General features: G+C 72.5%; 21 protein-coding genes. 6 read left to right on the forward strand and 15 right to left on the reverse strand.

Features of this window, described 5'->3' with window-relative positions; translation table 11 throughout:
* Positions 1 to 94 precede the first annotated feature (94 nt).
* Together ABZS77_RS23080 and ABZS77_RS23085 are read right to left on the reverse strand one after the other, a co-directional pair.
* On the reverse strand, positions 95 to 1,099 hold the full coding sequence (locus tag ABZS77_RS23080; RefSeq protein WP_354826256.1) for a 1-acyl-sn-glycerol-3-phosphate acyltransferase: 1,005 nt from the start codon (positions 1,097 to 1,099) through the stop codon (positions 95 to 97).
* On the reverse strand, positions 1,099 to 1,932 hold the full coding sequence (locus ABZS77_RS23085; protein ID WP_354826258.1) for a patatin-like phospholipase family protein: 834 nt from the start codon (positions 1,930 to 1,932) through the stop codon (positions 1,099 to 1,101). The genes ABZS77_RS23080 and ABZS77_RS23085 overlap by 1 nt, the downstream gene beginning before the upstream one ends.
* A gap of 144 nt (positions 1,933 to 2,076) precedes the next feature.
* On the opposite strand from ABZS77_RS23085, the gene ABZS77_RS23090 reads away from it, so the two are divergent.
* On the forward strand, positions 2,077 to 3,513 hold the full coding sequence (locus tag ABZS77_RS23090; protein ID WP_354826261.1) for a serine/threonine-protein kinase: 1,437 nt from the start codon (positions 2,077 to 2,079) through the stop codon (positions 3,511 to 3,513).
* Positions 3,514 to 3,519: 6 nt separating this feature from the next.
* On the opposite strand, the gene ABZS77_RS23095 is transcribed toward ABZS77_RS23090, so the two are convergent.
* The 9 genes from ABZS77_RS23095 to ABZS77_RS23135 form a co-directional block, all read right to left on the reverse strand.
* On the reverse strand, positions 3,520 to 4,575 hold the full coding sequence (locus tag ABZS77_RS23095; RefSeq protein WP_354826350.1) for a glycosyltransferase family 4 protein: 1,056 nt from the start codon (positions 4,573 to 4,575) through the stop codon (positions 3,520 to 3,522).
* A 158-nt stretch (positions 4,576 to 4,733) separates the two neighbouring features.
* On the reverse strand, positions 4,734 to 5,393 hold the full coding sequence (locus ABZS77_RS23100) for a BON domain-containing protein (protein ID WP_354826263.1): 660 nt from the start codon (positions 5,391 to 5,393) through the stop codon (positions 4,734 to 4,736).
* Between the two features lie 170 nt (positions 5,394 to 5,563).
* On the reverse strand, positions 5,564 to 7,117 hold the full coding sequence (locus ABZS77_RS23105) for a trypsin-like peptidase domain-containing protein (protein ID WP_354826265.1): 1,554 nt from the start codon (positions 7,115 to 7,117) through the stop codon (positions 5,564 to 5,566).
* A 62-nt stretch (positions 7,118 to 7,179) separates the two neighbouring features.
* The gene (locus ABZS77_RS23110) at positions 7,180 to 8,742 is read right to left on the reverse strand and encodes a HAMP domain-containing sensor histidine kinase (protein ID WP_354826268.1); all 1,563 of its coding nucleotides are present in this window, start codon (positions 8,740 to 8,742) and stop codon (positions 7,180 to 7,182) included.
* Positions 8,739 to 9,440: a response regulator transcription factor gene (locus ABZS77_RS23115; RefSeq protein WP_030336721.1), complete on the reverse strand. Its 702-nt coding sequence runs from the start codon at positions 9,438 to 9,440 to the stop codon at positions 8,739 to 8,741. Before ABZS77_RS23115 ends, ABZS77_RS23110 begins: the two co-directional genes overlap by 4 nt.
* An 80-nt stretch (positions 9,441 to 9,520) precedes the next feature.
* A complete protein-coding gene (locus tag ABZS77_RS23120) occupies positions 9,521 to 10,132 on the reverse strand; it encodes a PadR family transcriptional regulator (protein ID WP_354826270.1) in 612 nt (203 codons plus the stop codon).
* Positions 10,129 to 10,953 (reverse strand): DUF4097 family beta strand repeat-containing protein, encoded by an 825-nt coding sequence (locus tag ABZS77_RS23125; RefSeq protein WP_354826273.1) that lies wholly within the window; start codon positions 10,951 to 10,953, stop codon positions 10,129 to 10,131. The genes ABZS77_RS23120 and ABZS77_RS23125 overlap by 4 nt, the downstream gene beginning before the upstream one ends.
* A gap of 374 nt (positions 10,954 to 11,327) precedes the next feature.
* Positions 11,328 to 12,266, reverse strand: a complete 939-nt coding sequence (locus ABZS77_RS23130) for a lysophospholipid acyltransferase family protein (RefSeq protein WP_354826276.1) — start codon at positions 12,264 to 12,266, stop codon at positions 11,328 to 11,330.
* On the reverse strand, positions 12,263 to 13,024 hold the full coding sequence (locus tag ABZS77_RS23135) for a GNAT family N-acyltransferase (RefSeq protein ID WP_354826279.1): 762 nt from the start codon (positions 13,022 to 13,024) through the stop codon (positions 12,263 to 12,265). Before ABZS77_RS23135 ends, ABZS77_RS23130 begins: the two co-directional genes overlap by 4 nt.
* A 150-nt stretch (positions 13,025 to 13,174) precedes the next feature.
* Here ABZS77_RS23135 and ABZS77_RS23140 point away from each other — a divergent pair, with 150 nt between their 5' ends.
* From ABZS77_RS23140 to ABZS77_RS23150, 3 genes are all read left to right on the forward strand, one after another.
* Complete coding sequence (locus ABZS77_RS23140; protein WP_354826282.1) at positions 13,175 to 13,822, forward strand: hypothetical protein; 648 nt, start codon at positions 13,175 to 13,177, stop codon at positions 13,820 to 13,822.
* 141 nt (positions 13,823 to 13,963) lie between these two features.
* A complete protein-coding gene (locus tag ABZS77_RS23145) occupies positions 13,964 to 14,899 on the forward strand; it encodes an ATP-binding cassette domain-containing protein (protein ID WP_354826284.1) in 936 nt (311 codons plus the stop codon).
* The gene (locus ABZS77_RS23150; protein ID WP_354826287.1) at positions 14,896 to 15,720 is read left to right on the forward strand and encodes an ABC transporter permease; all 825 of its coding nucleotides are present in this window, start codon (positions 14,896 to 14,898) and stop codon (positions 15,718 to 15,720) included. The genes ABZS77_RS23145 and ABZS77_RS23150 overlap by 4 nt, the downstream gene beginning before the upstream one ends.
* Positions 15,721 to 15,769: 49 nt before the next feature.
* Here ABZS77_RS23150 and ABZS77_RS23155 read toward each other — a convergent pair whose 3' ends face one another.
* Positions 15,770 to 16,174: a hypothetical protein gene (locus ABZS77_RS23155; RefSeq protein WP_354826290.1), complete on the reverse strand. Its 405-nt coding sequence runs from the start codon at positions 16,172 to 16,174 to the stop codon at positions 15,770 to 15,772.
* Positions 16,171 to 16,509, reverse strand: coding sequence for a hypothetical protein (locus tag ABZS77_RS23160; protein ID WP_354826293.1), 339 nt, complete (start codon positions 16,507 to 16,509; stop codon positions 16,171 to 16,173). The genes ABZS77_RS23155 and ABZS77_RS23160 overlap by 4 nt, the downstream gene beginning before the upstream one ends.
* Positions 16,510 to 16,762: 253 nt before the next feature.
* Here ABZS77_RS23160 and ABZS77_RS23165 point away from each other — a divergent pair, with 253 nt between their 5' ends.
* Both ABZS77_RS23165 and ABZS77_RS23170 read left to right on the forward strand, forming a co-directional pair.
* Positions 16,763 to 20,515 (forward strand): multifunctional oxoglutarate decarboxylase/oxoglutarate dehydrogenase thiamine pyrophosphate-binding subunit/dihydrolipoyllysine-residue succinyltransferase subunit, encoded by a 3,753-nt coding sequence (locus ABZS77_RS23165; protein ID WP_354826295.1) that lies wholly within the window; start codon positions 16,763 to 16,765, stop codon positions 20,513 to 20,515.
* Between the two features lie 109 nt (positions 20,516 to 20,624).
* Positions 20,625 to 20,804 (forward strand): DUF6104 family protein, encoded by a 180-nt coding sequence (locus ABZS77_RS23170; protein ID WP_194800518.1) that lies wholly within the window; start codon positions 20,625 to 20,627, stop codon positions 20,802 to 20,804.
* A gap of 98 nt (positions 20,805 to 20,902) precedes the next feature.
* On the opposite strand, the gene ABZS77_RS23175 is transcribed toward ABZS77_RS23170, so the two are convergent.
* Positions 20,903 to 23,068 carry a bifunctional polysaccharide deacetylase/glycosyltransferase family 2 protein gene (locus ABZS77_RS23175; RefSeq protein WP_354826298.1) on the reverse strand — a complete coding sequence of 722 codons (2,166 nt, stop codon included), beginning with the start codon at positions 23,066 to 23,068 and terminating at the stop codon, positions 20,903 to 20,905.
* Positions 23,061 to 23,711 (reverse strand): hypothetical protein, encoded by a 651-nt coding sequence (locus ABZS77_RS23180; RefSeq protein ID WP_354826301.1) that lies wholly within the window; start codon positions 23,709 to 23,711, stop codon positions 23,061 to 23,063. Before ABZS77_RS23180 ends, ABZS77_RS23175 begins: the two co-directional genes overlap by 8 nt.
* Positions 23,712 to 23,978 lie beyond the last annotated feature (267 nt).

Below are 23,978 nucleotides of genomic sequence, written 5' to 3' on the forward strand. Positions count from 1 at the left end.
GACTGCGGGGCTCCGCTGCGCTGCACTCCTCGCGCTCACCTGAGCCCGCTTTTCGTTCGCGGCTGCGGGCTCCGCTGCGCTGCACTCCTCGCGCTCACCTGTTGGCGGCGATCCAGGTGTCGATCTGCGCCCACCAGTCGTAGAGCCAGTCGATGCGCTCCTGCCGGCCGGCCGGGACGTCCTCCGGGGGCACCGACCAGAACCGCATCACGATCCGCTTGTCCATCGGCAGTTCGCGCCACACGTCGGCGACGGTGAGCATCCGGTCCAGGCCGGTGTGCGCGACGAAGATGACCCCGGCGTCCGGGGCGGCGTCGAGCGCGGCGAGCATCCCACCAGGCTGCGGAGCCAGCACGTGGCGCATCCGTTCGGCACTCAGCGCCATCCGTTCCAGGCCGAGCGACCGCAGCCGGGCGATGGCGCGCAGCCGCCGTGTGGGCGTGAAGTTGCCGCCCTCCGGGAAGATCACGAACGCGTCGTTGTCGTCCAGGCCGTTGGCGAGGTGCCCGACCTGGCGTACCGTCTCCTCGCCGCGCTCCGGCGTCGGGGCGATGAAACGGTTGGGCAGCCGGTTGAGCAGCACGTCGATCGCCGGGTCCCACTGGAGGCTGTCCTTGAGCACGATCCGCGGTTCCCGATTGAACCAGTTGACCAGCCCGTGGATCAGGATGAACGAGTCGCCCGGCCCGGCGTGCCGGCACAGCACCAGCTCCGGCCGGCCGGGCAGCGCGGTGTCCGGGTCGGTGCCCACCACGTCGATGGTGAGCCGCAACGCCCAACGGGCCTGCCAGAACAGCACCCGCAGGAACCAGCCGGCCAGCACGTAGTGCGCGCGTTGGAAGGCCGGTGAGCGGGTCCGCCAGCCACAGCCGGAGACCACCCAGAGCAGGAACAGCGCGAGCAGCGCGGCAGCGTCCCACACCAGGTAGACGCAGCCGATCCAGAGCAGCCGCAGCGGCCGGAACCGGCCCGGGAACAGCGGCGAGACGGCCGCCGCGAGCAACGCCCAGACCGGCAGCGTGGTCACCACGAGGAACGCCAGCACTACCACGGCGGGGGCGATCAGCAACCGGCGTAGCCACCTGGGGGGCAGCGGCATCAGCGTTCCACGTGGGTCGCGAGGTAGCGGCGCGAGGCGGTGTACGCCCGGCTGATCCGCCGGCCCACGGCCGCCATGTCCCGGTACGCCCACGGGGTGTCGTCGCGCGGGTTCAGCCCGCCGGTCGGCAGGACGTGCACCTCCACCCCCTCGGGCAGCGCGGCCATCTCCCGGAAGAAGCGGTGCCGGCGGGATATCTCGAACGCCACCTGGGCGATCTCCCACGGCCGCCGGGGCGGCGTCAGCTCGCGTTCGATCCGGCCCACCTGGAGGACGAAGATCCGACCGGCGCCGGCCGTCACCGCCTCGCCGATGGGGATGGAGTTGACGATGCCGCCGTCCACGTAGTGCGCGCCGTTGATCTCCATGGGTGGGAGCAGCCCCGGCACCGACGCCGACGCCAGCACCGCGGGCACCACCGGCCCGCTGTCGAACCAGTGCTCGGCCGCCCGCTCGATGTGCGCGGCGCAGCAGCGGAACGGCACCCGCAGGTCGGCGAACGTCGTGTCCACACCCAACTCGGATTCGAGCAGCCGGCGCAGGGGTCGCGGCGAGTGCAGATGGGTACGGGCGGCGAAGCGGCGCAACTGCCGGGCGACGGAGTCGCCGTACACCTCGCTGGCCTCCGGCGACGCCCAGAGCCGGACCAGCCGGTCGGTCACCGCCTCCGTCGGGTCGGCGGCCACCAACGCGCCGTTGACCGCGCCGATGGAGGTGCCGAGCACCAGGTCGGGTTGGATGCCGGCGCGGAACAGGGCGCGCAGCATGCCCACCTCGACCGCGCCGAGGACTCCCCCGCCGCCGAGCACGAACGCCACAGGTCCCCCCGCCATGTCTCTCATCCTGGCACGGGCCCGCCGCCACCGGCATTCGGTGCAGAGCGGGCACCGCCCGTCGACGGCCGGCGGGACGCCGTTGACAGGCCGGACACATTCGCGCAACCTGATACCGCTCCCACCCCAAGGCAGGTGCGATCCGTGAAGGCAGCGCTGCACCCGGGCCGACTACTGGCCCGCAGGTACCGGCTTGTCGACCAGATCGGCGCCGGTGGAATGTCGGTCATCTGGCGTGCCCGTGACGAGGTGCTCGACCGGGTCGTGGCGCTAAAGGTGCTCGCCCCGTCGTTGGCGGCCGACGCCCGCTTCCGCGACATGGTGCGCGAGGAGGCCCGCGCCGCCGCCCAGTTGGTGCACCCGCACGTCACGTCGGTGCACGACTACGGCGAGACGGTCGACCCGGACGGCTCGATCACCTCGTTCGTGGTGATGGAGCTGCTCAGCGGCGAGGAGCTGGAGTTGCGGCTCACCGAAGGGCCGCTGCCGTGGGCCGAGGCGGTCGAGGTGGGCGCGCAGATCGCCGACGCGCTGGCCGCCGCGCACCGGCTCGGCATCGTGCACCGCGACATCACCCCGGCCAACGTCATGATGACCGCGACGGGCGTCAAGGTGCTCGACTTCGGCATCGCCACCCGGATCGGCGCACCGGACGAGGACGAGGACGGCGGCACCTTCGGCACCCCCGCCTACGTGGCCCCGGAACGGCTCGACGGCGCCCCCGCCCAACCGGCCAGCGACGTGTACTCGCTCGGCGTTCTGCTGCACGAGGCGCTCACCGGCCGCGTCCCGTACCCGGCGGACACCTGGGAGCAGCTCAGCGCCGCGCTGGCCGACGGCCCGCCGCCGACCCTGGCCGACCTTCCGGAGCTGCCCCCGGCGGTGGCCCGGATCTGCCTGCGCTGCCTGTCCCGTGACGCGGCCGGCAGGCCGACGGCACGGCAGGTGGCCACCACCCTGCGCGACCAACTGCTGCCCGCCGAGGCGCCCGCCCCGGTGCCCACCCTGCCCCTGCCACCGGGGCCGGTCCCCGTGCCGGCGACGGTCGACGTCCCCGCCGAGCACGCGGCACAGCCCTCCGGGCGGCGACGTCGACGGCTGGCGCTGCTGCTGGTCCCGGCGGTCCTCGCCGTCGGCCTGGCGCTGGCCGGGGTGGCCCTGCTACCCGACGAACGGTCGACGCCCCGGGCGCAGCCGTCGACCGGCCCGGTCGCACCCTCGCCGTCCGACCCGCCGGTCGTCGAGTCGTCCGCACCCCCGACCCCGGCATCACCCACACCGCCGAGCACCCGTGCGGCCACCGCGGACCCCGGCACCCTGATCGAGGCCGCGAACCGCGTCGACCGGCTGATCGGCGACGGGCTGAACGCCGGCGAGATCCGCTCCGACATCGCCCTGGACCTGCGCAACGAGCTGCGCAACCTGACCGTCGCCGTCGGATCCGGCAGGGACGAGCTGGCACCGCCGGTGGCCCGGCTACGGGAGAAGGTCGCCGTCCGCCTCGGCGAGGGCGGGATCAGTCCGGCGTACGCGCAGCGGCTCGACGTCGCCATCGTCGAGCTGGGTGCGGCCCAGGTCTGACCCCGGTCAGCGGGCCGACACCCGGGCCGGTTCACGGATGTCGTACCGGCTCGCGGCGAAGCGGCGGTAGATCTCCTCGTAGCCGTACGCCATCCGTTCCACCGAGAAGTTCTCCGCGACGTGCGCCACACAGTCCTCCGGGTCGATCCGCTCCGCCGCCCGCAACGCGGCCGGAAGCTCGTCCGACGTCTCGCACACCAGCCCGGTCAGGCCGGGCCGGACCAGCTCCGGCACCGCACCCCGGTTGAGGGCGACCACCGGGGTCCCGGTCGCCATCGCCTCCACCATCACCATGCCGAACGGCTCCTCCCACTGGATCGGCATGATCAGGCAGCGGGCGCCGACGAGCATCCGCAGGGTCTGCGCGCGGTCGGCGTTGAGCACGACGGTCACGTCGTCGTCGATCAGCGGGGCGACGACCTGCTCGTAGTAGCGGCGCTCGGCGGGCTCGTTGCACTTGCCGGCCAGCAGCAGCGGCAGCCCGGCCTCCCGGCACGCCCGGATGGCGACGTCCGGGCCCTTGTCCGGGCTGAACCGCGCGAGCCACAACACCGGCCCGGGGCCGGGTTCGGTCTTGCGGGGGAAGCCGCGGATGTCCAGCGCGTTGTGCACCGTGCCGGCCCAGGGCAGGGCGGGGTTCAGGCCACGCTGCGTGTGCGAGATGGCCACCAGGCCGACGTCCTCGTCGGCGTCGCCGAGCACGTCGCCGTACTCCCCCACCGGGTTGCCGTGCACGGTCGCGACCGTCGGAACGGCCCGGCGTCCGGCGACCAGCGGACCGATCGTGGTGTGGTCGTGGATCACGTCGAAGTCGGCCGCGGTGATCAGTCGGTTCACCCGGGCCAGGTGGGCCAGCTCCGGCAGCGACTCGCCGAGCCGCTCGTACTGGACGTCGGCGACGGTGGAGACGAAACCACCGGCGGCGGTGCCGTGCTGGGCGCCGGCACCGAACAGGGTCACCGCGTGCCCGTGCGTGGTCAGCGCGTCCACCAGGGCGGCGACCACCTGCTCCAGCCCGCCGTAGCCGGGCGGCGGCACGGACAGCCAGGGCGGGACCACCATCGCGATGCGCAACGACCGCTCTCCGGAGCGGTCGGCGGGCGGGTGGTTCACGGCCACGAGTCCTCCCCGATTGTCCACGGTTCCGGTGTCACCGCCGGTCGGCGTGGTCCGCGGCGGTTTCCCCGTGGCGTCGCCGGTAAACCGGACAAGACGGACGCTCACCCGCCGACCAGGAGCTGGTCGTGGACGACCCGGACTCCCGGCGCGGACCACGCCACCCGCTGGACCTGGTCGCGTTCCCACCACGAGCGCACGACCCCCGCGAGGACCAGCGTGTCGCCGTCCACCTCGACGGTCACCCGGTCCGCGCCGATCGTGCGCAGCAGCGCACGCTCCACGTCGTGCGGCAGCCGGTCGCCGGCCGGCGGCGCCGGCGGGCACACCTCGACCAGGTTGGTGAGCCCCCGCACCCCGTCCAGCCGGCGCAACTCCCCCTCGGCGGCGCGCCGCTGCCAGCCGAACTCGACCTCGCCGCGCAGCATCAGCCAGCCGTTGGCCACCGTCACGGTCAGCCGCTCGGCGGGCACGAAACTGTCCCACTCCAGGGCACGGGAGGCCGCGAGCGCGACGTCCGCGTCGGTACGCCCCGGTGTGTCCGCCAGCCGTACCTCGATCTCGTCGGCCACCGCCCGCACCCCGCGCACCCGCTGCGCGCAGCGGGCCGCCGCCCACCGCCGGGACATGCTGTCCACAAACCCGTGCAGGGTGACCACCCCCTGGTCGACAGTCACCCCGACCTCGTTCGGCTGCACCCGCGCGTCCCACGCCAGCTCGGCCAGGACGTCCCGCTGGACCCGCTGGTCGTCGTCGGCATCCACCGGCCCCACCTCCGTCTCGCCTCGTCCAGGCGAACCTGCCGGGCGTACGGGTGACGGCGGTTCACCCGATCCGGGTGAACCGCCGTCGGTGCGAGAAGAAGCGGCGGGTGACGGAGCCAACCCCCTTGGCCCCGCCACCCGCCGCCGAAGGGAGGAGGCAGGTTCTGGTGTTACGACGTCTCGGAGAGCGTCACGGTTGCCGACTTCTCGACACCGTTGCGCTTGTACTTCACCTCGACACGGTCGCCGACCTTGCCAGCCTGCACCGCACCGACCAGGTCGTCCGAGTCGTTGATCGCCTTGTCGCCGAAGCGGGTGACGACGTCGCCCCGCTGGAGGCCGGCCTTCTCGGCTGGGCTGCCCGCGGTGACCGAGGCGACGAGAGCACCGCCGCCCTCGGCCTGGTTGACGCCCACCCCGAGCGACGGGTGGCTGACCTTCTCGCCGCGCTGGAGCTTGCCCGCGACGTCCTTGGCCTTGTTGCTGGGGATGGCGAACCCGACGCCGATGTTGCCGGTGCTCTGCCCGGAGGTGGCGATGGCGGTGTTGACGCCGATCACCTCGCCCCGGGTGTTGACCAGCGCGCCACCGGAGTTACCGGGGTTGATCGGCGCGTCGGTCTGGAGCAGGCCCGAGATGGAGCTGACGGCCTGGCTCTGCTGGCTCGGGTCCTGCGGCTGACCCTCACCGGCCCGGATGGTGCGGTCCCGGGCGCTGAGGATGCCCGCGGTCACCGAGCCCTGCAGACCCAGCGGGCTGCCCAGGGCGAGCACCTGGTCACCGACCTGCATGGCGTCACTGTCGCCGAACCTGGCCGGCTTGAGGTCGCTCACCCCGTTGGCCTTCACCACGGCCAGGTCGGTCTTCGGGTCGGTGCCGACGATCTTCGCCTCGGCGCTCTTGCCGTCGGCGAAGACCACCCGCACGGTGTCCCCGGCGGCGGACGCGACCACGTGGTTGTTGGTGAGCACGTACCCGTCGGTGCTGAGCACCACCCCGGAGCCCTCACCGCTGTCGGTGGTGATCGAGACGACGCTGTCCTGCACGGACGCGGCGATCTTCGGCAGGTCCGCGCTGTTGAGCACGGGGGCCGCCGAGTAGGTACGGGTGACACCGCCGCCGTCACCGTCGAGCGCGAGCGCGAGCGCCCCGCCGGCGACACCGGACCCGAGCATCAGGGCGAACACGGCGACACCCGCACCTGCGAACTTCGCGATGCGGCTCGGCCGGGGGCCACTGCCGGGCGGCGCGACAGGCGGACCCCACGGCGGGACCGGCTGACCCGGCTGGTGCGCGTGCTGCTGGTGCTGCTGGTGCGGGTAGGCAACACCCGGCTGGCCCCCGCCGACCCAGCCGGACTGCTGCTGCTGGCCCGCGTACCAGGGGGCACCGGGAGCCGTCGGCTGCGGGTAGCCGTACTGGCCGGACGTCGGGTGACCGGAGACCGGGTAGGGCGGCGCGGAGGGGGTGGCGGCGGTCGGCGGCTCGTACCCCGTCGGCTGCTGCCCGGCGGCCGGCTGCCCGGCGTACGCGGTGGTCGGCGCGTCGTACCCGGTGGTGCCGGCGGGCGCGCTGGTCGGCGCCGCGTCACCGGCGGTCGGCGCGGGAGTGGTCGGGGAGTCGGACTGCGCGCGCGCGTCGCGCGGCAGCTCGGCGGTGGGGTGCGACGGCTCGGCGTCGGTGGGGGCCGGCCGGCGCTGCGGGTCGGACTCGAACTCGGTCATGCCACTACCTTCTCCCCGGGCACTGCGATCAAGCTGGAACCGTCCTGGAAGTTGGCTGAAAGTCACTCGCCGGCGTCATCGGTGGACGGCAGCAGGGGCAGCCGGACCCGGAAGGTGGCCCCACCGCCCGGTGTCTCGGCCACCTCGACGGAGCCGTGGTGGGCGGCCACCAGAGCAGCCACGATGGCCAGGCCGAGCCCGGTGCCGGTGTTGCCGTCGGCCCGGCGGGTCCGTGCCGCGTCGGCCCGGTAGAACCGCTCGAAGACCCGTTCCGCCTGCTCCGGGGTGAGCCCCTGACCGGTGTCGGCCACCTCCACCACGGCGAGGTTCCCCACCTCGGCGCGCAGCCGCAGGCTGACCCTGGCGTCCGCCGGGGTGTGGGTGAGCGCGTTGGTCACCAGGTTGCCGATGACCTGACGCAGCCGCGCGTCGTCGGCCAGCACCACGAGCGGCCCCGACCCGGGTTCGATCTCCAGGTCGATCTGCCGATCCGGGGCCATCGCCCGGGCGGCGTCCACCGCGTCGGAGGCGAGCACCGGCAGTTCCACGGGCGCCAGGGACAGTGGCCGTTCCCGGTCCAGCCGGGCCAGCAGCAGCAGATCCTCCACCAGCAGGCCCATCCGGGCCGCCTCGTCCTCGATACGGCGGAGCAGACCGGCGGTCTCCTCCGGCGCCCGCGCGGCACCCTGCCGGTACAGCTCCGCGAAGCCCCGGATGGTGGTCAGCGGGGTCCGCAGCTCGTGCGACGCGTCCGCGACGAACTGCCGCATCCGCTCCTCGGAGCGCCGGGCCCGCGCCTCGGACGCCTGCGCCGCCGCGGCGGCGTCCCGGGCGGCGCTCTCCGCCCACCGCGCCGCCGTCTCCGAGGCCGCTCGGGCGGTGAACGCCGCCTCGATCTGGGTGAGCATCGCGTTCAACGCACGGGAGAGCCGGCCCAGCTCCGAGGTGGGATGTTCCTGGCCCTGCTCCGGGTCGGGTACGCGTCGGGTCAGGTCACCGCCGGCGATGGCGGCGGCGGTCCGCTCGATCTCCACGAGCGGTTTGAGGCTGGTCCGGACGATCGCCGCGCCGACCGACGCCAACATGATCAGCACCGCACCGCCGACCAGCAGGTCGATCCAGGCCAGCCGCTTGACGGCGGAGTCAACGTCGGCGAGGTGCTCGCCGATGGCCGCCATCTGGCCGTTGGGCAGCTCGGTGTAGAGCATCCGCCAGCGCACCGAACTGTCCCGTGCGTGAACGGTGCGCGGCTTGCCGTCCTGCTCCCGCTCCTGCGCCGCGAAGCCGGCCGCGTCGTCCGGCCACGGCGGCAGATCGACCGCCCGGAAACGGGACTTGTCGTACGCGAAGTTCGTCACCTTGCCGCTGGTGGGGCTGGTCAGCACGACCACGTAGTCGCTGGGCAGCGAGACGACGTCCGACGAGGGCATGATCGACTGGATCCGGCCCGCCGAGTCGCGCAGCTCAAGGTCGATCTGGCCGACCAGGTAGTTGTGCAGGAAGTACGCGGTCGAGACGCTGATCACCAGCAGGGCGCCGGAGACCAGGGCGAGCACCGAGGTGACCAGCTTCACCCGCAGCGGAACGCTGCGGACCCGCCCCTTGGCCTGCTGGACCGGGTTCACGCCGCCGGCTTGCGCAGCACGTATCCCACACCGCGGAGGGTGTGGATCAGCCGGGGTTGAGTGGTGTCGACCTTGCGCCGCAGGTACGAGATGTAGGACTCGACGATGTTGTCGTCGCCCCGGAAGTCGTAGTTCCAGACGTGGTCGAGGATCTGCGCCTTGGACAGCACCCGGTTCGCGTTGAGCATCAGGTACCGCAGCAGCTTGAACTCGGTCGGCGAGAGCTGCACCCGCTGCCCGGCCCGGTGCACCTCGTGGGTCTCCTCGTCCAACTCCAGGTCGGCGAAGGTGAGCCGGGACGGGGCCTGCTCGCCCGTCGTGGTGCGGCGCAGCACCGCCCGGATCCGGGCGGTCAGCTCCTCCAGGCTGAACGGCTTGGTGACGTAGTCGTCGCCACCCAGGGTCAACCCACGGATCTTGTCGTCGGTGGCGTCCCGCGCGGTCAGGAAGACCACCGGGGTACGCGTACCGCCCTCGCGGAGCATCCGGATGACCTCGAAGCCGTCCAGGTCCGGCAGCATCACGTCGAGCACGACGAGGTCGGGCCGGTGGTCCTTGGCGGCGTTCAGGGCGGCGCTGCCGCTTGTCGCGGTGGCCACGTCGAAGCCCGCGAACCGCAGGCTCGCGGAGAGGAGTTCGAGGATGTTGGGGTCGTCCTCGACGACGAGAAGTCGCGCCTCGGTCTGGGTAGCGGGCATGGCCCCATCATCGGTGACCTCACTGCGGCGGCGCTGGACGCTTCCTGCAAAAACCCTGTGAGTCGCCGTCGGCGTGTCGCTCAGCGCAGCAGGCGGCGCAACCCGTCGAGCGCGCCGTCGAGCAGACGGATCGCCGTCCGCAGCTGGGTGTCGCTGAACTGCCGGGCCCGCGCCAGCCGGCCGACCTCGGAGGTGAACGCCGCCAGCCGCTGGTCGAGCTCGTCCAGCAGCGCGGTGCGTGGCCCGTCGGTCGACGACGGCCGGGGCGGTGGCGGGGGCGCGTCCCACCGGGCACGCCGGGTCTGCCGGGTCGCCTCGCTCAGCTCCCGCTTGAGGTCGCGTACCGAGCCGCGTACCTCACTGCGGATCTCGCCGGCCAGGGTGGAGAGGTCCGCCACCGAGGCGGCGATGTCGGCCTCCAACGCGATCAGCTCGTCGGCCCGCTGGCGCAGCTCGGCACGGCCGGCGTCGGTGATGTCGTACGTCTTGCGGCCGCCGGCCGCGGTGTGGCTCACCAGCCCCTCGGCCTCCAACCGTTGCAGGCGGGGGTAGATGGTGCCGGCGCTTGGCGCGTAGAGCCCGAGGAAGCGGTCCTCCAGCAGACGGATCAGCTCGTACCCGTGCTTGGGGCCGTCGTCGAGGAGCTTGAGCAGGTACAGCCGGAGCCGTCCGTGGCTGAACACGGCGGTCACGGCAGCTCCTCGGAATCGGCGTCGACAGCTCGGGCGAGCAGGGCGATGCTGCCGGAGGTCGCGGAGGCCCAGAGCTTACCTTCGCCGTCGCCGAGCACCCCCTCGCTGGTCGGCATCGGGAACGTCGACCCGCGCACCTGCGGAAACCCGCTGGTGATCCGACCGGAGGCGGTGTTCAGCCGGACGGCGAGGTCGCTGTCCTCGCGGACCCGGACGGTGATGCTGCCGGAGATGGTGGTGAGCCGGATCTCGCTGCGTCGGGGATTGTCCAGGTCGCAGGTGATGGCGCCGGAGACGGTCTGCGCCCGCACCCGCCCGGCGGCGCTGTCGGCGAGGATCACCTCCCCGGAGACGGTCTCCAGGGTGAGGTCGCCACGCACACCGAGCGCCTCCACCGGGCCGGAGGTGATCTTCGCGGAGGTGGTGCCCCGCAGCCCCATGAGGGTGATCTGACCGGCGGCGACGTGGACGCTTGTCTGCCTGCGCAGGCCGGAGACGACCACCGAACCCGCGCCCAGCCCCAGGTCGGCGAGGACATCGGCAGGCACGGCCACGGAGACGTCCACCCGCGGGTAGCGGTGCAGCGACCGGAGCCAGCGCAGGGCGTCCGACCAGCTCCGGCCACGTTCCTGGCGGATGCTGAGCCGGCCGTCGGAGTGGTCGACCAGCACCGGCCGGCGGGCGACCTGGGTGATGTCGACCCGGGTCGGACCGTCGGCGGCCACCACGTTGAGCCGCCCGCTCAGCAGACGGACGTCCAGTCGCGTGACCCGCCCGTCCACGGTGAGCCGCTGCGGCCTCTCGACCGTCCATCCGGCCATGGCGTCCTCCCTCGACGGCGCGCCGACGCGCGCCCGACGAGAAGACACTAACGCGATACATCGCGACACCACAAGACTGTCGCGAGTTCGCCGCGCCACCGGCTCTGCGCGAGGCTCCGCGCAAGGTCCCCGATGCGGCGGATCGTGCCCGGCGGCCCGGCCCGCGCCTCAAGATCGCACTCGATCATGGATGCAGTGGCATCCCCACCCCACCGAAGCCACTACTTCCTGGATCGAGCGCGATCTTGCCGGGGCTGGCGCGGCGCGGGGCGCGGGCACGCGGGCGGCGCGGCGCGCGGGCGACGCGGCGCGCGGGCGACCCGGCGCGCGGGCGACCCGGCGCGGCGCGCGGGCGGTGCGGGCGGGCGACTTGCTCAGGCCGCCAGGTCGAGCTCGTTGCCTGGGGCTGGCGTCGGGGCGCGAGGGGCCGGGGTCACGGTGGGTAGCGGGCGCAGCCGGGTCCGCGTGGCGTCGGCCGGCGCCGGCACCAGGTGTACGGCCGACTCGGCGGCCCGGGCCAGCAACCGCCGGTCGGCGTCGCGGGCCGGGTGCAGGGCTGCGGCAATCGTCACCGAGACCACCAGGTCCCGGGCGGCGGCCACGCGGGCCACCGAGCGCAGCAGGGCGTCGGCGCCCAGGAAGGCCGCCGCCGTGGTCGGCGAGCCGGTGGCCGCGCACCGGTAGCTCAGCCGCAGTGGCACCACGGGGCTGCCCGAGTCGATCGCCGCCTGGAACATCGCGGGTCGGAACCCGCCGCCGGGGCGGCAGCCGGCCGCGTCCTGGCCCGCGCACCAGGTCGTACCCTCCGGGAAGACCGCCACCGACCGGCCGGCCCGCAGGGTGTCGGCGAGCCGGCGCACGGTGGCCGGCAGTTCCCGCGGCCGGGACCGGTCCACGAAGACGGTGCCCGCCGCGGCGGCCAGGAGGCCGAGCACCGGCCAGGTGCGGACCTCCCGCTTGGCCACCATCCGGGTCGGCGCGACCGCCAGCACCGCGAGGATGTCCAGCCACGACACGTGGTTGGCGACCAGCAGCGCGCGCCGCCGGGGCAGCCGTCCCCGGATCTCCAGGCGGACGCCGAGCGCCCGCGCGGTGCCCCGGGCCCAGCCTCGCACCGCCGCCTGCCGCTCCCGCGACGGGAGTACGGGCAGCAGCACCGCCAGGCCCACTCCGCCCAGCAGCATGCCGGTCGCGGCGATCAGCCGGAGTGTCCGGCGGGCCACCGGCACGTCGGGCACCTCGCCGGCGGCGGGCAGGCACGTGTCGTCGCACCCGGAGGTGGGCCGCCACAGGTTGCGCGGCGCGGCGGTCACCGCTGCACCTCGCCGAGGAAGTGCCGCAGGTAGCGCGGGTTCATCCGGTCCAGCGAGAAGAGGACGTAGAAGTCGGCGCAGCCGAAGTTCGGGTCGTACGACGGTTCGCCGCAGATCCAGGCGCCGAGCCGCAGGTAGCCGCGCAGCAGCGGCGGCACCACGACACGTTCGGCGGGGTCGGCGGCGACGGCGCCCGGCTCGGCGAACCAGGGGCGCAGCGGGCGGACCCGCAGCCGCGGTGGCGACAGGTGTCGGGCCTGCGCCTGCGCCCACACCTCGGCGACCGTCCGACCGCCGTCGGCCACCGGTACGGAGGCGCAGCCGCCGAGCCAGCGGGAGCCGCGCAGGTGCAGGTACCGGGTGATGCCGGCCCACATCAGGTTGATGACCGCGCCGGAGCGGTGCTCGGGGTGTACGCAGGACCGTCCCGCCTCGACCAGGTCGTCGCGGAGCGGGTCGAGCGCGCCGAGGTCGAACTCGTCCTCGGCGTACCGGCGGTCGGTGCGCCCCGGCGGCAGCAGCCGGTACGTGCCGACCACCGCACCGGTGCTGTCCTCGCGCACGACGAGGTGGTCGCAGTGGGCGTCGAAGGGGTCCACGTCCAGCCCGGCGGCGGGTCGGAGGGTGGCGCCGAGTTCGGTGGCGAACACCTCGTGGCGCAGGCGTTGCGCGGCCGCGACCTGGGTGGGGTCGTCGGCGATCAGCAGGGTGTATCCGCTGGTCGTCAGTGGTGCGCCAGCGGCATGCAGAACGGCCATGGGTTCTGTGTAGGTGCCCCGGGTTGCCATCCACGGGCACCGCTGGTGTCGGCGGGATGAACGCCGGCCGGCAGATGCGTCCCACCGGCGGCGTGGAAGGCTGCGGGACGAACCGGCGACGGCGCCGGAACGCCCCACCGGAGGTCGACGATGCTCATCGGATCCCGCTACAACGGGCCTCCCGGCTCCGGCAACGGCGGCTGGAGCGCGGGTGTCTTCGCCGCGGCGGCCGGCGGCACCGGGCCGGTCGAGGTGACGTTGCGGCGGCCACCGCCGCTCGACACGGAGCTGCGGCTCACCGACGGCGAGGTCCGCGACCCGGACGGGGAGCTGGTGGCGGAGGTGCGACAGGTGGCGACCGTCGACGCCGTCGTACCCCCGGTCGACCTGGAGACCGCGCGCGCCGCCGCGACCGGCTACCCCGGCCTGGTCGAGCATCCGTTTCCCGGCTGCTACGTCTGCGGACCGGACCGGGCCGACGGGCTCCGGATCTTCCCGGGCCGGCTTCCGGACGGCCGGACCGCCGCCCCGTTCCGGGCGCCCGACGAGGTCGGCGACGCCGCGGTCTGGGCGGCGCTGGACTGCCCCGGCGGCTGGACGGTGCTCGCGCCGGGCCGCCCGTACCTGCTCGGCCGGATCGCCGCAGTGGTCACGGCGCGGCCCGCGCCCGGCGACGAGTGCGTGGTGACCGGGAGGTTGATCGGCGTCGACGGTCGCAAGGCGTCGGTGCACACCAGCCTGTACGGGCCGGACGGCTCGCTGCTCGGCGCCGCCCGGGCCACCTGGATCGCCCGCTGACCCCCGACGTCGTCCGCGCGGATGAGGCGCCTCCCCCCGGAGGGGGACCACGCCGTACGGACCGAGCCTGATTGACCTTGTTGCTCGGTGCCGTCACGCTGTGCCACGGCGTACCTCGACGCCGCTCACGGGAGGAGAACGATGACTGACGGGCAGCGAAGCCCCACCAGCGATGGTCAGATCGTGGTGTCCGGTCTGACGAAGCAGTACAAGAACGTCCGGGCGGTGAACAACCTGTCCTTCACCGTGGCACCGGGGCGGGTGACCGGCTTCCTCGGCCCGAACGGCGCCGGCAAGACCACCACGCTGCGGATGCTGCTGAACCTGGTCACGCCCACCGCCGGCACGGCCACCATCAGCGGCCACCGGTACGCCGACCTCGCCGACCCGTTGCGGCACGTCGGCGCGATCCTTGAGGCGTCCAGCGCGCACAAGGGCCGGACCGGCATCAACCACCTGCGGGTGATCTGCGCGGCGGCCGGTCTGCCCCGGGAGCGGGCCGACGCGGCGCTGGAGCTGGTGGGGTTGACCCCGGCGGCGAAGCGCAAGTTCAAGGGCTACTCGCTGGGCATGAAGCAGCGGCTCGGTATCGCCGCCGCGATGCTCGGTGACCCCCGCGTGCTGATCCTCGACGAGCCGGCCAACGGGTTGGACCCGGAGGGCATCCGGTGGATGCGTGGGTTCCTCAAGAACCTCGCGCACGAGGGCCGCACGGTGCTGGTCTCCAGCCACCTGCTGTCGGAGATGCAGTTGCTCGCCGACGACGTGGTGATCATCGCGGCGGGGCAGCTGGTCCGGCAGGGTCCGGTCGAGCAGGTGCTCGGGTCGATGGCGCAGGGCGCCCGAGTGCGGGTCCGTACCCCGCAGGCCGAGGCGCTGACCGCGGCGCTGAAGGCGCAGTCGGCGACCGTCGACACCGACGAGCACGGCGTCCTGCTGGTCAGCGGGGTGGACGCCCCGGCGATCGGCCGGGCCGCCCTGGCCGCCGGTGTGGAGCTGCACGAACTGACCACCGAACGGCCCGACCTGGAACGGGTCTTCCTGGAGCTGACGGCCGGAAAGGCGGGCATCCGATGAACCTCGTCCGATCCGAGCTGCTCAAGATCCGTACGACGAACACCTGGTGGATCTTCGCGCTCATCACGCTGCCGCTGTGGGCGCTCACCCTGCTCATCAACTGGTTGCAGGCCGACGCTCTCACCAGCAACAACATCGGCGACGTGACGGCCGAGCAGGCCGCCCAGTTCGAGGCGGCGGCCAGCCCGGACGCGTTGTCGTCCAACCTGTTCACCACCGGGCAGTTCTTCGGCCTGCTGATCGTGATGCTGCTCGGCATCATCGTGGTGACCAGCGAGTTCTTCCACCAGACGGTCACCACGACGTTCCTCACCAGCCCGCACCGCACCGCGGTGATGGTCGCCAAGCTGGTCGCGGCGGGTGTGCTGGCGCTGCTGTTCTGGCTGGTCACCACCGCGCTCAACCTGGTCGCCGGATCGGCGGTGCTGAACGCGGTCGGGGTGGAGTCGCAACTGGGCAACGACGCAGCCTGGCGGGCGATCGGGTTGAACCTGCTCGCGTACCTGCTCTGGGCGGTGTTCGGCGTCGGCATCGGCGTGCTGATCCGCAGCCAGATCGGCGCGACCGTGACCGGCATCCTGCTCTACCTGGGTGGCTCGATCGGCGCCATCTTCGTCATCGCGATCCTGGCGGACCGGTGGGGCGACTGGATCAACAACCTGCAACTGCTGGTGCCGTCGCTGGCCTCGTCGCTGATGGTCACCGGGGCGGACATTCCCGGCAACCCGCCGCGTTGGGCGGGCGCCGCCGTGCTGATCGGGTACGCGGTGGTCACCGGTGTGGTCGGCAGCCTGCTGATGCGTCGGCGCGACATCTCCTGACCGACCGGGGTGGCGGCGGCACGGCCGCCACCCCGGAACGGCCCGTCGGTCAGCCGCCCGGGCAGCCGTGACCGCCGCTGCGCGGTATGCACTGCGTGATCGCCGGAGCGGGCCCGTCGTCGGCGGGGGTGTGGCCGATCAGGACGCCGGTCGCCATCCGGCTGGCGAGAACGACCAGCAGGTAGAGCACCACCATCCCGCCGATCGCCCAGCGGAAGTGCCGCTGCCAGCCCTCGTCCCCGGCCACCTCGGCGAAGAGCAGGCCGATCAGCGGGAGCGCGTTGAGCAGGAGACCGACGATCAGCAGAGCGTCGGTGGTCGCGCCGAACGCCTGCGCCGCCTCCCGGGTCGGCGCGTACGGCTTGGCGGTTCGCCGGACCAGGCCCACCAGAAGCAGGAACGGCACCCCGTACAACCAGACGAAGAAGAGCCCTCCGAGGCCGAGCCGCCTCACGAGCGCCCCGCGTACACGGCGGCGCAGATCGTGACGGTGACCAGCGCGGACAGGGTGCCGGTGAGCACCGCCGAGGGGACCAGGCGCACGATCAGCGCGGTCACCAGCGCCGTCACGACGAGCAGCCCGACGAGCACCGGCCCGCCCCACACCAGCAGGACCAGCGCCAGGGACTCCCCCGGCGACAGGCAGCTGAACCAGGCCGAACAGTCCGTCGACGGCGGGTTCGGCACACTCGCCAGGCCCACCGCGAAGGCCGCCCCGACCGTCACGTACCAACCGGACGCCACAGCCATGCTGCGGCCGTAGCGCCCCCGTACCCCGTTGTGATCCATGCGCCCGATCCTCGTGGGCGCTTGCACCCAGAGCATCGGTACCCGTACTCAGGTGGCCATACCAGTCGCCGAACGGGCACGCCGAGGTTGCCGAACTTCTGGCATCTTCTGTGAAACCGGCCACCTGACCGAGGCGGAAATGCCTGCGCGATCCGTACGGCGTAGCCTGGGAGTCGTCCTGTCCGTAGTCCTCAACAGGGCGCGACGGACACCGCGTGACACACAACCCGCGTGAAAGAGGCGATTACCGGCCGTGTCGACCCAGCAGACTTCGCAGGAGAACCCACTGGCGGGTTTCGGCCCGAACGAGTGGATCGTCGAGGAGATGTACCAGCGCTACCTCGCCGACCCAACGAGTGTCGATTCGGCCTGGCACGACTTCTTCGCCGACTATCGACCGGCGCCGGGCGCCGCCACACCACGCGGGGCTGAGGCGTCGGGCAAGCCGGCTGCCGCGCCGGAGCCGGACGGGCAGCCGGAGGCGTCCGCCTCGGTCAGCCAGCCGAGCACCGCCGCGCCGGCCAGCAAGCCGGCCGCCACGCAGGCGGCGCCGGCCAAGCCTGCCGCCGCGCCGGCCAAGGCCGCCGAGAAGGCACCGGCGAAGGCGGCCCCGGCCAAGCCGGCCAGCAAGCCCGCCACCCCGGCCGCCGACGGTCCGCAGACCACGCCGCTGCGCGGTGTCGCCGCGAAGATCGTCCAGAACATGGACGCCTCGCTGAGCGTGCCCACCGCGACGAGCGTCCGCGCGGTCCCGGCCAAGCTGCTCGTCGACAACCGCATCGTGATCAACAACCACCTCGCCCGGGGGCGCGGTGGCAAGGTCAGCTTCACCCACCTCGTCGGGTACGCGATGGTCCGGGCGCTGGTGCAGCACCCGGAAATGAACAACTCCTTCGCGGAGGCGAACGGCAAGCCGGCGGTGGTCCGCCCGGCGCACGTCAACCTCGGCATCGCGATCGACCTGGCCAAGCCGGACGGCAGCCGCAACCTGGTGGTCCCCTCCATCAAGGGCTGCGAGCAGATGGACTTCCGGCAGTTCTGGCAGGCGTACGAGGACGTGGTCCGTCGGGCGCGGCGCAACGAGCTGACCATGGAGGACTACTCCGGCACCACGATCTCGCTGACCAACCCCGGTGGCATCGGCACCGTGCACTCGATGCCGCGGCTGATGCAGGGGCAGAGCGCGATCATCGGTGTCGGCGCGATGGAGTACCCGGCCCCCTACCAGGGCATGTCCGAGGCCACCCTCGCCGAGCTGGCGGTCAGCAAGGTCATCACGCTGACCAGCACGTACGACCACCGGATCATCCAGGGCGCGCAGTCCGGCGAGTTCCTCAAGGTGATGCACGAGCTGATCCTGGGTGAGCACGGCTTCTACGACCAGATCTTCACCTCGCTGCGCATCCCGTACGAGCCGGTGCGCTGGGTGCGCGACGTGGCGGTCAACTCCGAGGGTCAGATCAACAAGACCGCCCGGGTGCACGAGCTGATCCACGCGTACCGGGTGCGCGGTCACCTGATGGCCGACACCGACCCGCTGGAATTCACCATCCGCAAGCACCCGGACCTGGACGTCCTCCAGCACGGGCTGACCCTGTGGGACCTGGACCGGGAGTTCCCGGTCAACGGCTTCGCCGGCCGCCAGCGGATGAAGCTGCGCGAGATCCTCGGCGTGCTGCGCGACTCGTACTGCCGCCGGGTCGGCATCGAGTACATGCACATCCAGGACCCGGAGGAGCGGCGCTGGATCCAGGAGCGGATCGAGCGCAAGTACGAGAAGCCGTCCGCCGACGAGCAGAAGCACGTCCTCAACCGCCTCAACGCGGCCGAGGCGTTCGAGACCTTCCTCCAGACCAAGTACGTCGGGCAGAAGCGGTTCTCGCTCGAGGGTGGCGAGTCGCTGATCCCGCTGCTCGGCGAGGTGCTGGAGTGCTCGGCCGAGAACGGGCTGGACGAGGTCGTCATCGGCATGGCGCACCGGGGTCGGCTCAACGTGCTGGCCAACATCGTCGGCAAGCCGTACGAGAAGATCTTCTCGGAGTTCGAGGGTCACCTGGACCCGCGTTCGACGCAGGGCTCCGGCGACGTGAAGTACCACCTGGGGCAGAACGGCAAGTTCACCACCCCGGCCGGCGAGCACGCCGTCAAGGTGTCGGTGGTGGCCAACCCGTCGCACCTGGAGGCCGTCGACCCGGTGCTGGAGGGCATCGTCCGGGCCAAGCAGGACCGGATCGACCTCAAGCTGGAGGGCTACACCGTGCTGCCGCTGTCGGTGCACGGTGACGCCGCCTTCGCCGGGCAGGGTGTGGTCGCCGAGACGCTCAACCTGTCGCAGCTGCGCGGCTACCGCACCGGTGGCACCGTGCACGTGGTCGTCAACAACCAGGTCGGTTTCACCACCGCCCCGGAGTACAGCCGGTCCAGCCTGTACAGCACCGACGTGGCCCGGATGATCCAGGCGCCGATCTTCCACGTGAACGGCGACGACCCGGAGGCTGTGGTCCGGGTGGCCCGGCTGGCCTTCGAGTACCGGCAGGCGTTCAACAAGGACGTCGTGATCGACCTGGTCTGCTACCGCCGGCGCGGGCACAACGAGGGCGACGACCCGTCGATGTCCAACCCGCAGATGTACAAGATCATTGACTCGAAGCGTTCGGTGCGCAAGCTCTACACCGAGGAGCTCATCGGTCGCGGCGACATCACCGTGGAGGACGCGGAGGAGCTGCTGCGCGACTACCAGTCGCAGCTGGAGAAGGTCTTCAAGGCCACCCGGGACGCCGCCGCCGCGCCCCGCCAGCTCAACCGGCCGCGCCGCGAGGAGGAGCCGGAGCCGCAGGTCGACACCGCCACCGACGCCGCCGTCGTCAAGGCGGTCGGCGAGGCGCACGTCAACCTCCCGGAGGGCTTCACCCCGCACAAGCGGATCCAGCAGTTGCTCGACCGGCGGGCCAAGATGTCCGTCGAGGGCAACATCGACTGGGGCTTCGGCGAGATCATCGCGCTCGGGGCGCTGCTGCACGACGGGGTCACGGTCCGGCTCGCCGGCCAGGACTCGCGTCGCGGCACGTTCGTGCAGCGGCACGCCTCGGTGGTCGACTCGCGCACCGGCGAGGACTACCTGCCGCTCAAGTCGCTGACCGGCGACGGGGAGCGTTCCCGGTTCTTCGTGCACGACTCGTTGCTCAGCGAGTACGCCGCGATGGGCTTCGAGTACGGGTACTCGGTGGAGAACATCAACGCGCTGGTCGCCTGGGAGGCCCAGTTCGGTGACTTCGTCAACGGCGCCCAGTCGGTGATCGACGAGTTCATCTCGTCCGGCGAGGTGAAGTGGGGTCAGCGCTCCGCGGTCACCCTGCTGCTGCCGCACGGCCACGAGGGTCAGGGCCCGGACCACACGTCCGGCCGGCCGGAGCGGTTCCTGCAGATGTGCGCCGAGGACAACATGCGGGTGTCCATCCCGACGACCCCGGCGAACTACTTCCACCTGCTGCGCCGCCAGGCCCTGTCGCCCAAGCGCAAGCCGCTCGTGGTGTTCACGCCGAAGTCGCTGCTGCGGCACAAGCTCTGTGTCTCCTCGGTGGAGGACTTCACCACCGGCACCTTCCAGCCGGTGCTGCGTGACACGGCCGCCCCGGCTCCGGAAGCGGTGAAGCGGGTGCTGCTCTGCTCGGGCAAGGTCTACTACGACCTGTTCCAGGCCCGGCAGGAGCGTGGCGTCAGCGACACCGCGATCCTGCGGATCGAGCAGCTGTACCCGCTGCCGGTGGAGGAGATCCGGGCCGCCCTGGCGCAGTTCCCGAACGCGGAGGACTTCGCCTGGGTGCAGGAGGAGCCGGCCAACCAGGGCGCCTGGTCGTTCGTGGCGCTCAACCTGCTGGAGCACCTCACGGACGTCCGGCTGCGGCGGATCTCCCGCCCGGCCGCGGCGGCCCCGGCGGTCGGCTCGGCCAAGACCCACGAGGTCGAGCAGACCGCGCTGATCGAGGCGGCTCTCCCCCGCCCGTGACCTGACCGCACCGCGTGAGCCGGGGCAGGGCCGTTTCCACGGTCCTGCCCCGGCTCACGTCGGTCCATCCGCCCGGCCACGCGCCGGGCCGAGCACGAGGACGTACGCGATGTACTTCACCGACCGTGGCATCGAGGAGCTGGTCGAGCGCCGGGGTGACGAGCAGGTGAGCCTGGAGTGGCTGGGCGAGCGGCTGCGCGACTTCGTCGACCTGAACCCGGAGTTCGAGACGCCGATCGAGCGTTTCGCCACCTGGCTGGCCCGGCTGGATGACCCCGACGAGGACTGACCAACCCGGCGTCGCCCTACCGGACACGGCCGGTGGGGCGCGATCGGTGGACCCCCGGGGTGGCCGACCGGGACGCCGTCGACGCGCTCTGGCGAAGCTCAGCCGGTGCGGGAGGCGGCCGGTTCCAGGCCGGTACGGCGCAGTTTCTGCCAGCCCAGCCGGCCGCCGGTCAGCGCGGTGACCACCGCCTGGATCATCACCAGGTACATCAACTGCCGGTAGACGAACTGTTGGAGCGGCAACACCCACAGCACGCCCAGCTTCTCCCGGTCCAACCGGAACGCCACGATCGCGGTGACCATCTGCACGCCGAGCATGACCAGCCAGGCGACGGCCGTGGCGGTCCGGTCGAGGAAGAGCAGACCGTACACGGCCAGCAGGTCGATCACCGGCGCGAGCAGCGGCAGCAGCACCCCGAAGAGGCTGAGGAAGAACAGGCACCGCCTGGTGAACCGGCCCGACGCGCCCCTGTCGAACACGGACCGGCGGTGCTTCCACATCGCCTGCATGGTGCCGTAGCTCCACCGGTAGCGCTGTTTCCAGAGCTGCCCGAGGCTCGTCGGCGCCTCGGTCCAGGCGCGCGCCGTCTCCTCGTACACCACCTTCCAGCCGGCCCGGCCCAGGGCCATGGTGATGTCGGTGTCCTCGGCGAGGGTGTCGTCGGTCATCCCGCCGGCGTAGCGCAGAGCCTGTCGCCGGAAGCCGCCGATCGCCCCGGGCACCGTCGACATGCAGCGGAGCGTCTCGTAGAGGCGCCGATCCAGGTTGAAGCCGATGACGTACTCGATGTGCTGCCACTTGGCGATCAGGCTGCGCCGGTTGCCGACCTTCACGTTGCCGGCGACCGCGCCCACCTGCGGGTCGGCGAAGGGCTGCACGAGCCTGCGGACGGCGTCGGGTTCCAGGACGGTGTCCCCGTCGACCATGACGATCAGGTCGTGGCGGGCCAGCGCCACGCCGGTGTTCAACGCGCTGGGCTTGCCGCCGTTGGGCTTGCGGACCACGCGGACGTTGGGCAGACCGAGGGCGTCGACGATGTCGGCCGTCCCGTCGGTGGAGCCGTCGTCGACGACGACGACCTCGATCCCGCCGGGATGGTCGCCGCCGGCCAGGGAACGGACCGTGGCGGCGATGCCCTCCTTCTCGTTGTACGCCGGGACGATCACCGACACCGGAGCGGTGACGGGCGGCCCCCACGTCCAGTCCCTGGCCCGACGGCGGCGGGCGTGCCGCCCGGCGAGCAGGAACAACACCGCGGTACGCCCCACCGTGAGCACGCCGACGAGCACGAAGAGGATCCCGAACACGCTCAGCACGTGGTCGGCGCCCCGGACCGCCCAGACCAGCATCCGGCCGCGCCAGCGGTCCCCCGAGGTGGCGGCCACGGCGGATTCCATCCGGTGCTCGACCCCGGCGGCGGAGAAGGCCAGGTTCAGTCCCTCGGTCGCGGTGACGAAGCGGTACCCCCGTTGCTTCATCATCGGGATGAACCGGTCGAGGGCGGCGACGGTCTGCGCGCGGTCACCGCCGGCGTCGTGCCAGAGGGTGATCGCGCCCGAGGCGCCGGCCGGGGTCGCGTTCTGGATGATCCGGTCGACGCCGGGCTGCGCCCAGTCCTGACTGTCGGTGTCGTTGAGCACGGTCAGGTAGCCCCGGTCGCCGGCGGCGGTCAGCACCGGCCAGTCCTCGTTGTCGATCGCGTCGGCGTGCGAGGAGTAGGGAAACCGGACCAGCGAGGTCCGCACACCGGTGACGGCGGCCAGGGCGAGCTGCGTCTGGGCGTACTCCAGGTCCCGCCGCCATCCGGGCAGCTCGGCGAGGTCGGGGTGGGTGAACGTGTGCACGCCGAGTTCGTGGCCGCCGCCCACCAACTTGCGGGCCAGGTCCGGGTGCCGGGCGACCTGCGAACCCAGCACGAAGAAGGTGCCCTTGACCTGGTGGGCGTCGAGCACGCGCAGCACCTCGGGGGTCCAGACCGGGTTGGGTCCGTCGTCGAAGGTGAGCGCGATCGTCCGCTCCGGCAGCCGGTAGGAGCGGACCAGCTCGCTGTTGGCACTGATGATCGGTCCCCCGGTCACCACCGAGGTGGGGACCTCGCGTTGCCCGCGGTTGCTGCGCTGGTGGTCGGGGGTGAAGGACGCGTTGGTGTACGCGTTGACGAGGAGCACGCTGGCCAGCACCGCCAGCACCATGCCGAACAGGATCCAGCGCGGCGGCGGTACGGCGCGGCGGCGGCGGGCTGCCGTGGCTGTCGGCTCAGCCATCGGCGGGTAGGTCGTCGGGCCCGACGAGCGTCTCCTCGGGCGAGGGCGGTGGGTCCTGGGTCGACGGTGAGCCGGCGGGTGTCGGGGCCGCCGGGTCGGTCGTTCGCGGCGTGGTTGTGGGTGTGGTCGGTGTCCTGGCGGGTCGGCCGGTCGAGGGGGTGAGGCTCGGCGACCGGCTGGGGACGGCCGGGCGGGGGGCCGCCGGGGCGACGCTGGGGGCCACCGTGGCCGTCGGGGCACGGGGGACCGTCGACGGCTCGGGGGTGGTGGTGACCGCCTCGGCCTGCGGCGACCGGGGCCGTTGGGGCTGCTCGATCTCGTCCACGAAGGGGAGCACCGTGCGCGGGTCCACCACTCCGCCGGCGAAGCTGACAGCCACCAGCCCGGTGTAGAGCAGACCCACCAGGCCGACGGCGTACGCGAGCCAGCGCAGGCGGGAGCGGCGGCGGCCGGTGGGGTCGACGAAGACCGGCGGTGACTGGGGTACGACGGCGATCAGCGCGGTGGGTCCGTCGGACGGACCGAGCACCGTTGTCGGCTCGTCGACGGGTGCGGTTGGTCGGGTGGGTTCGCCATCGGGCATGCCTGCGGACGTCGACCTTCCGGTCGCTGCGTCGTCGCTGCTCAGGTGCCGGGCGGTCATGGGAGGCGAGTGTAGGCGCGAGACTTTTTCGGCTCTCGCGGCGGCGCGTGGATGAGACGCCGGACGCACCCCCAGCCTGCCCCGATGACTCACCGTTGCCGATTCAGTACGCGGAGCGCTCACCGGATCCTCCGGTGAGCGCCGGGTCGGCAACGACCGTCGCCGCCGACCGACCGGATCGTGGCCGCGACCCGGCGGCCGGTCGACGGCACCCGTCGACCGGGCCGCCCCGACCACCCGGCCCGGCAGCCCGGCGAGGCGAAGGCG

Origin of the sequence: Micromonospora sp. NPDC005298, assembly GCF_040607375.1 — a bacterium.
Lineage (GTDB): Bacteria > Actinomycetota > Actinomycetes > Mycobacteriales > Micromonosporaceae > Micromonospora.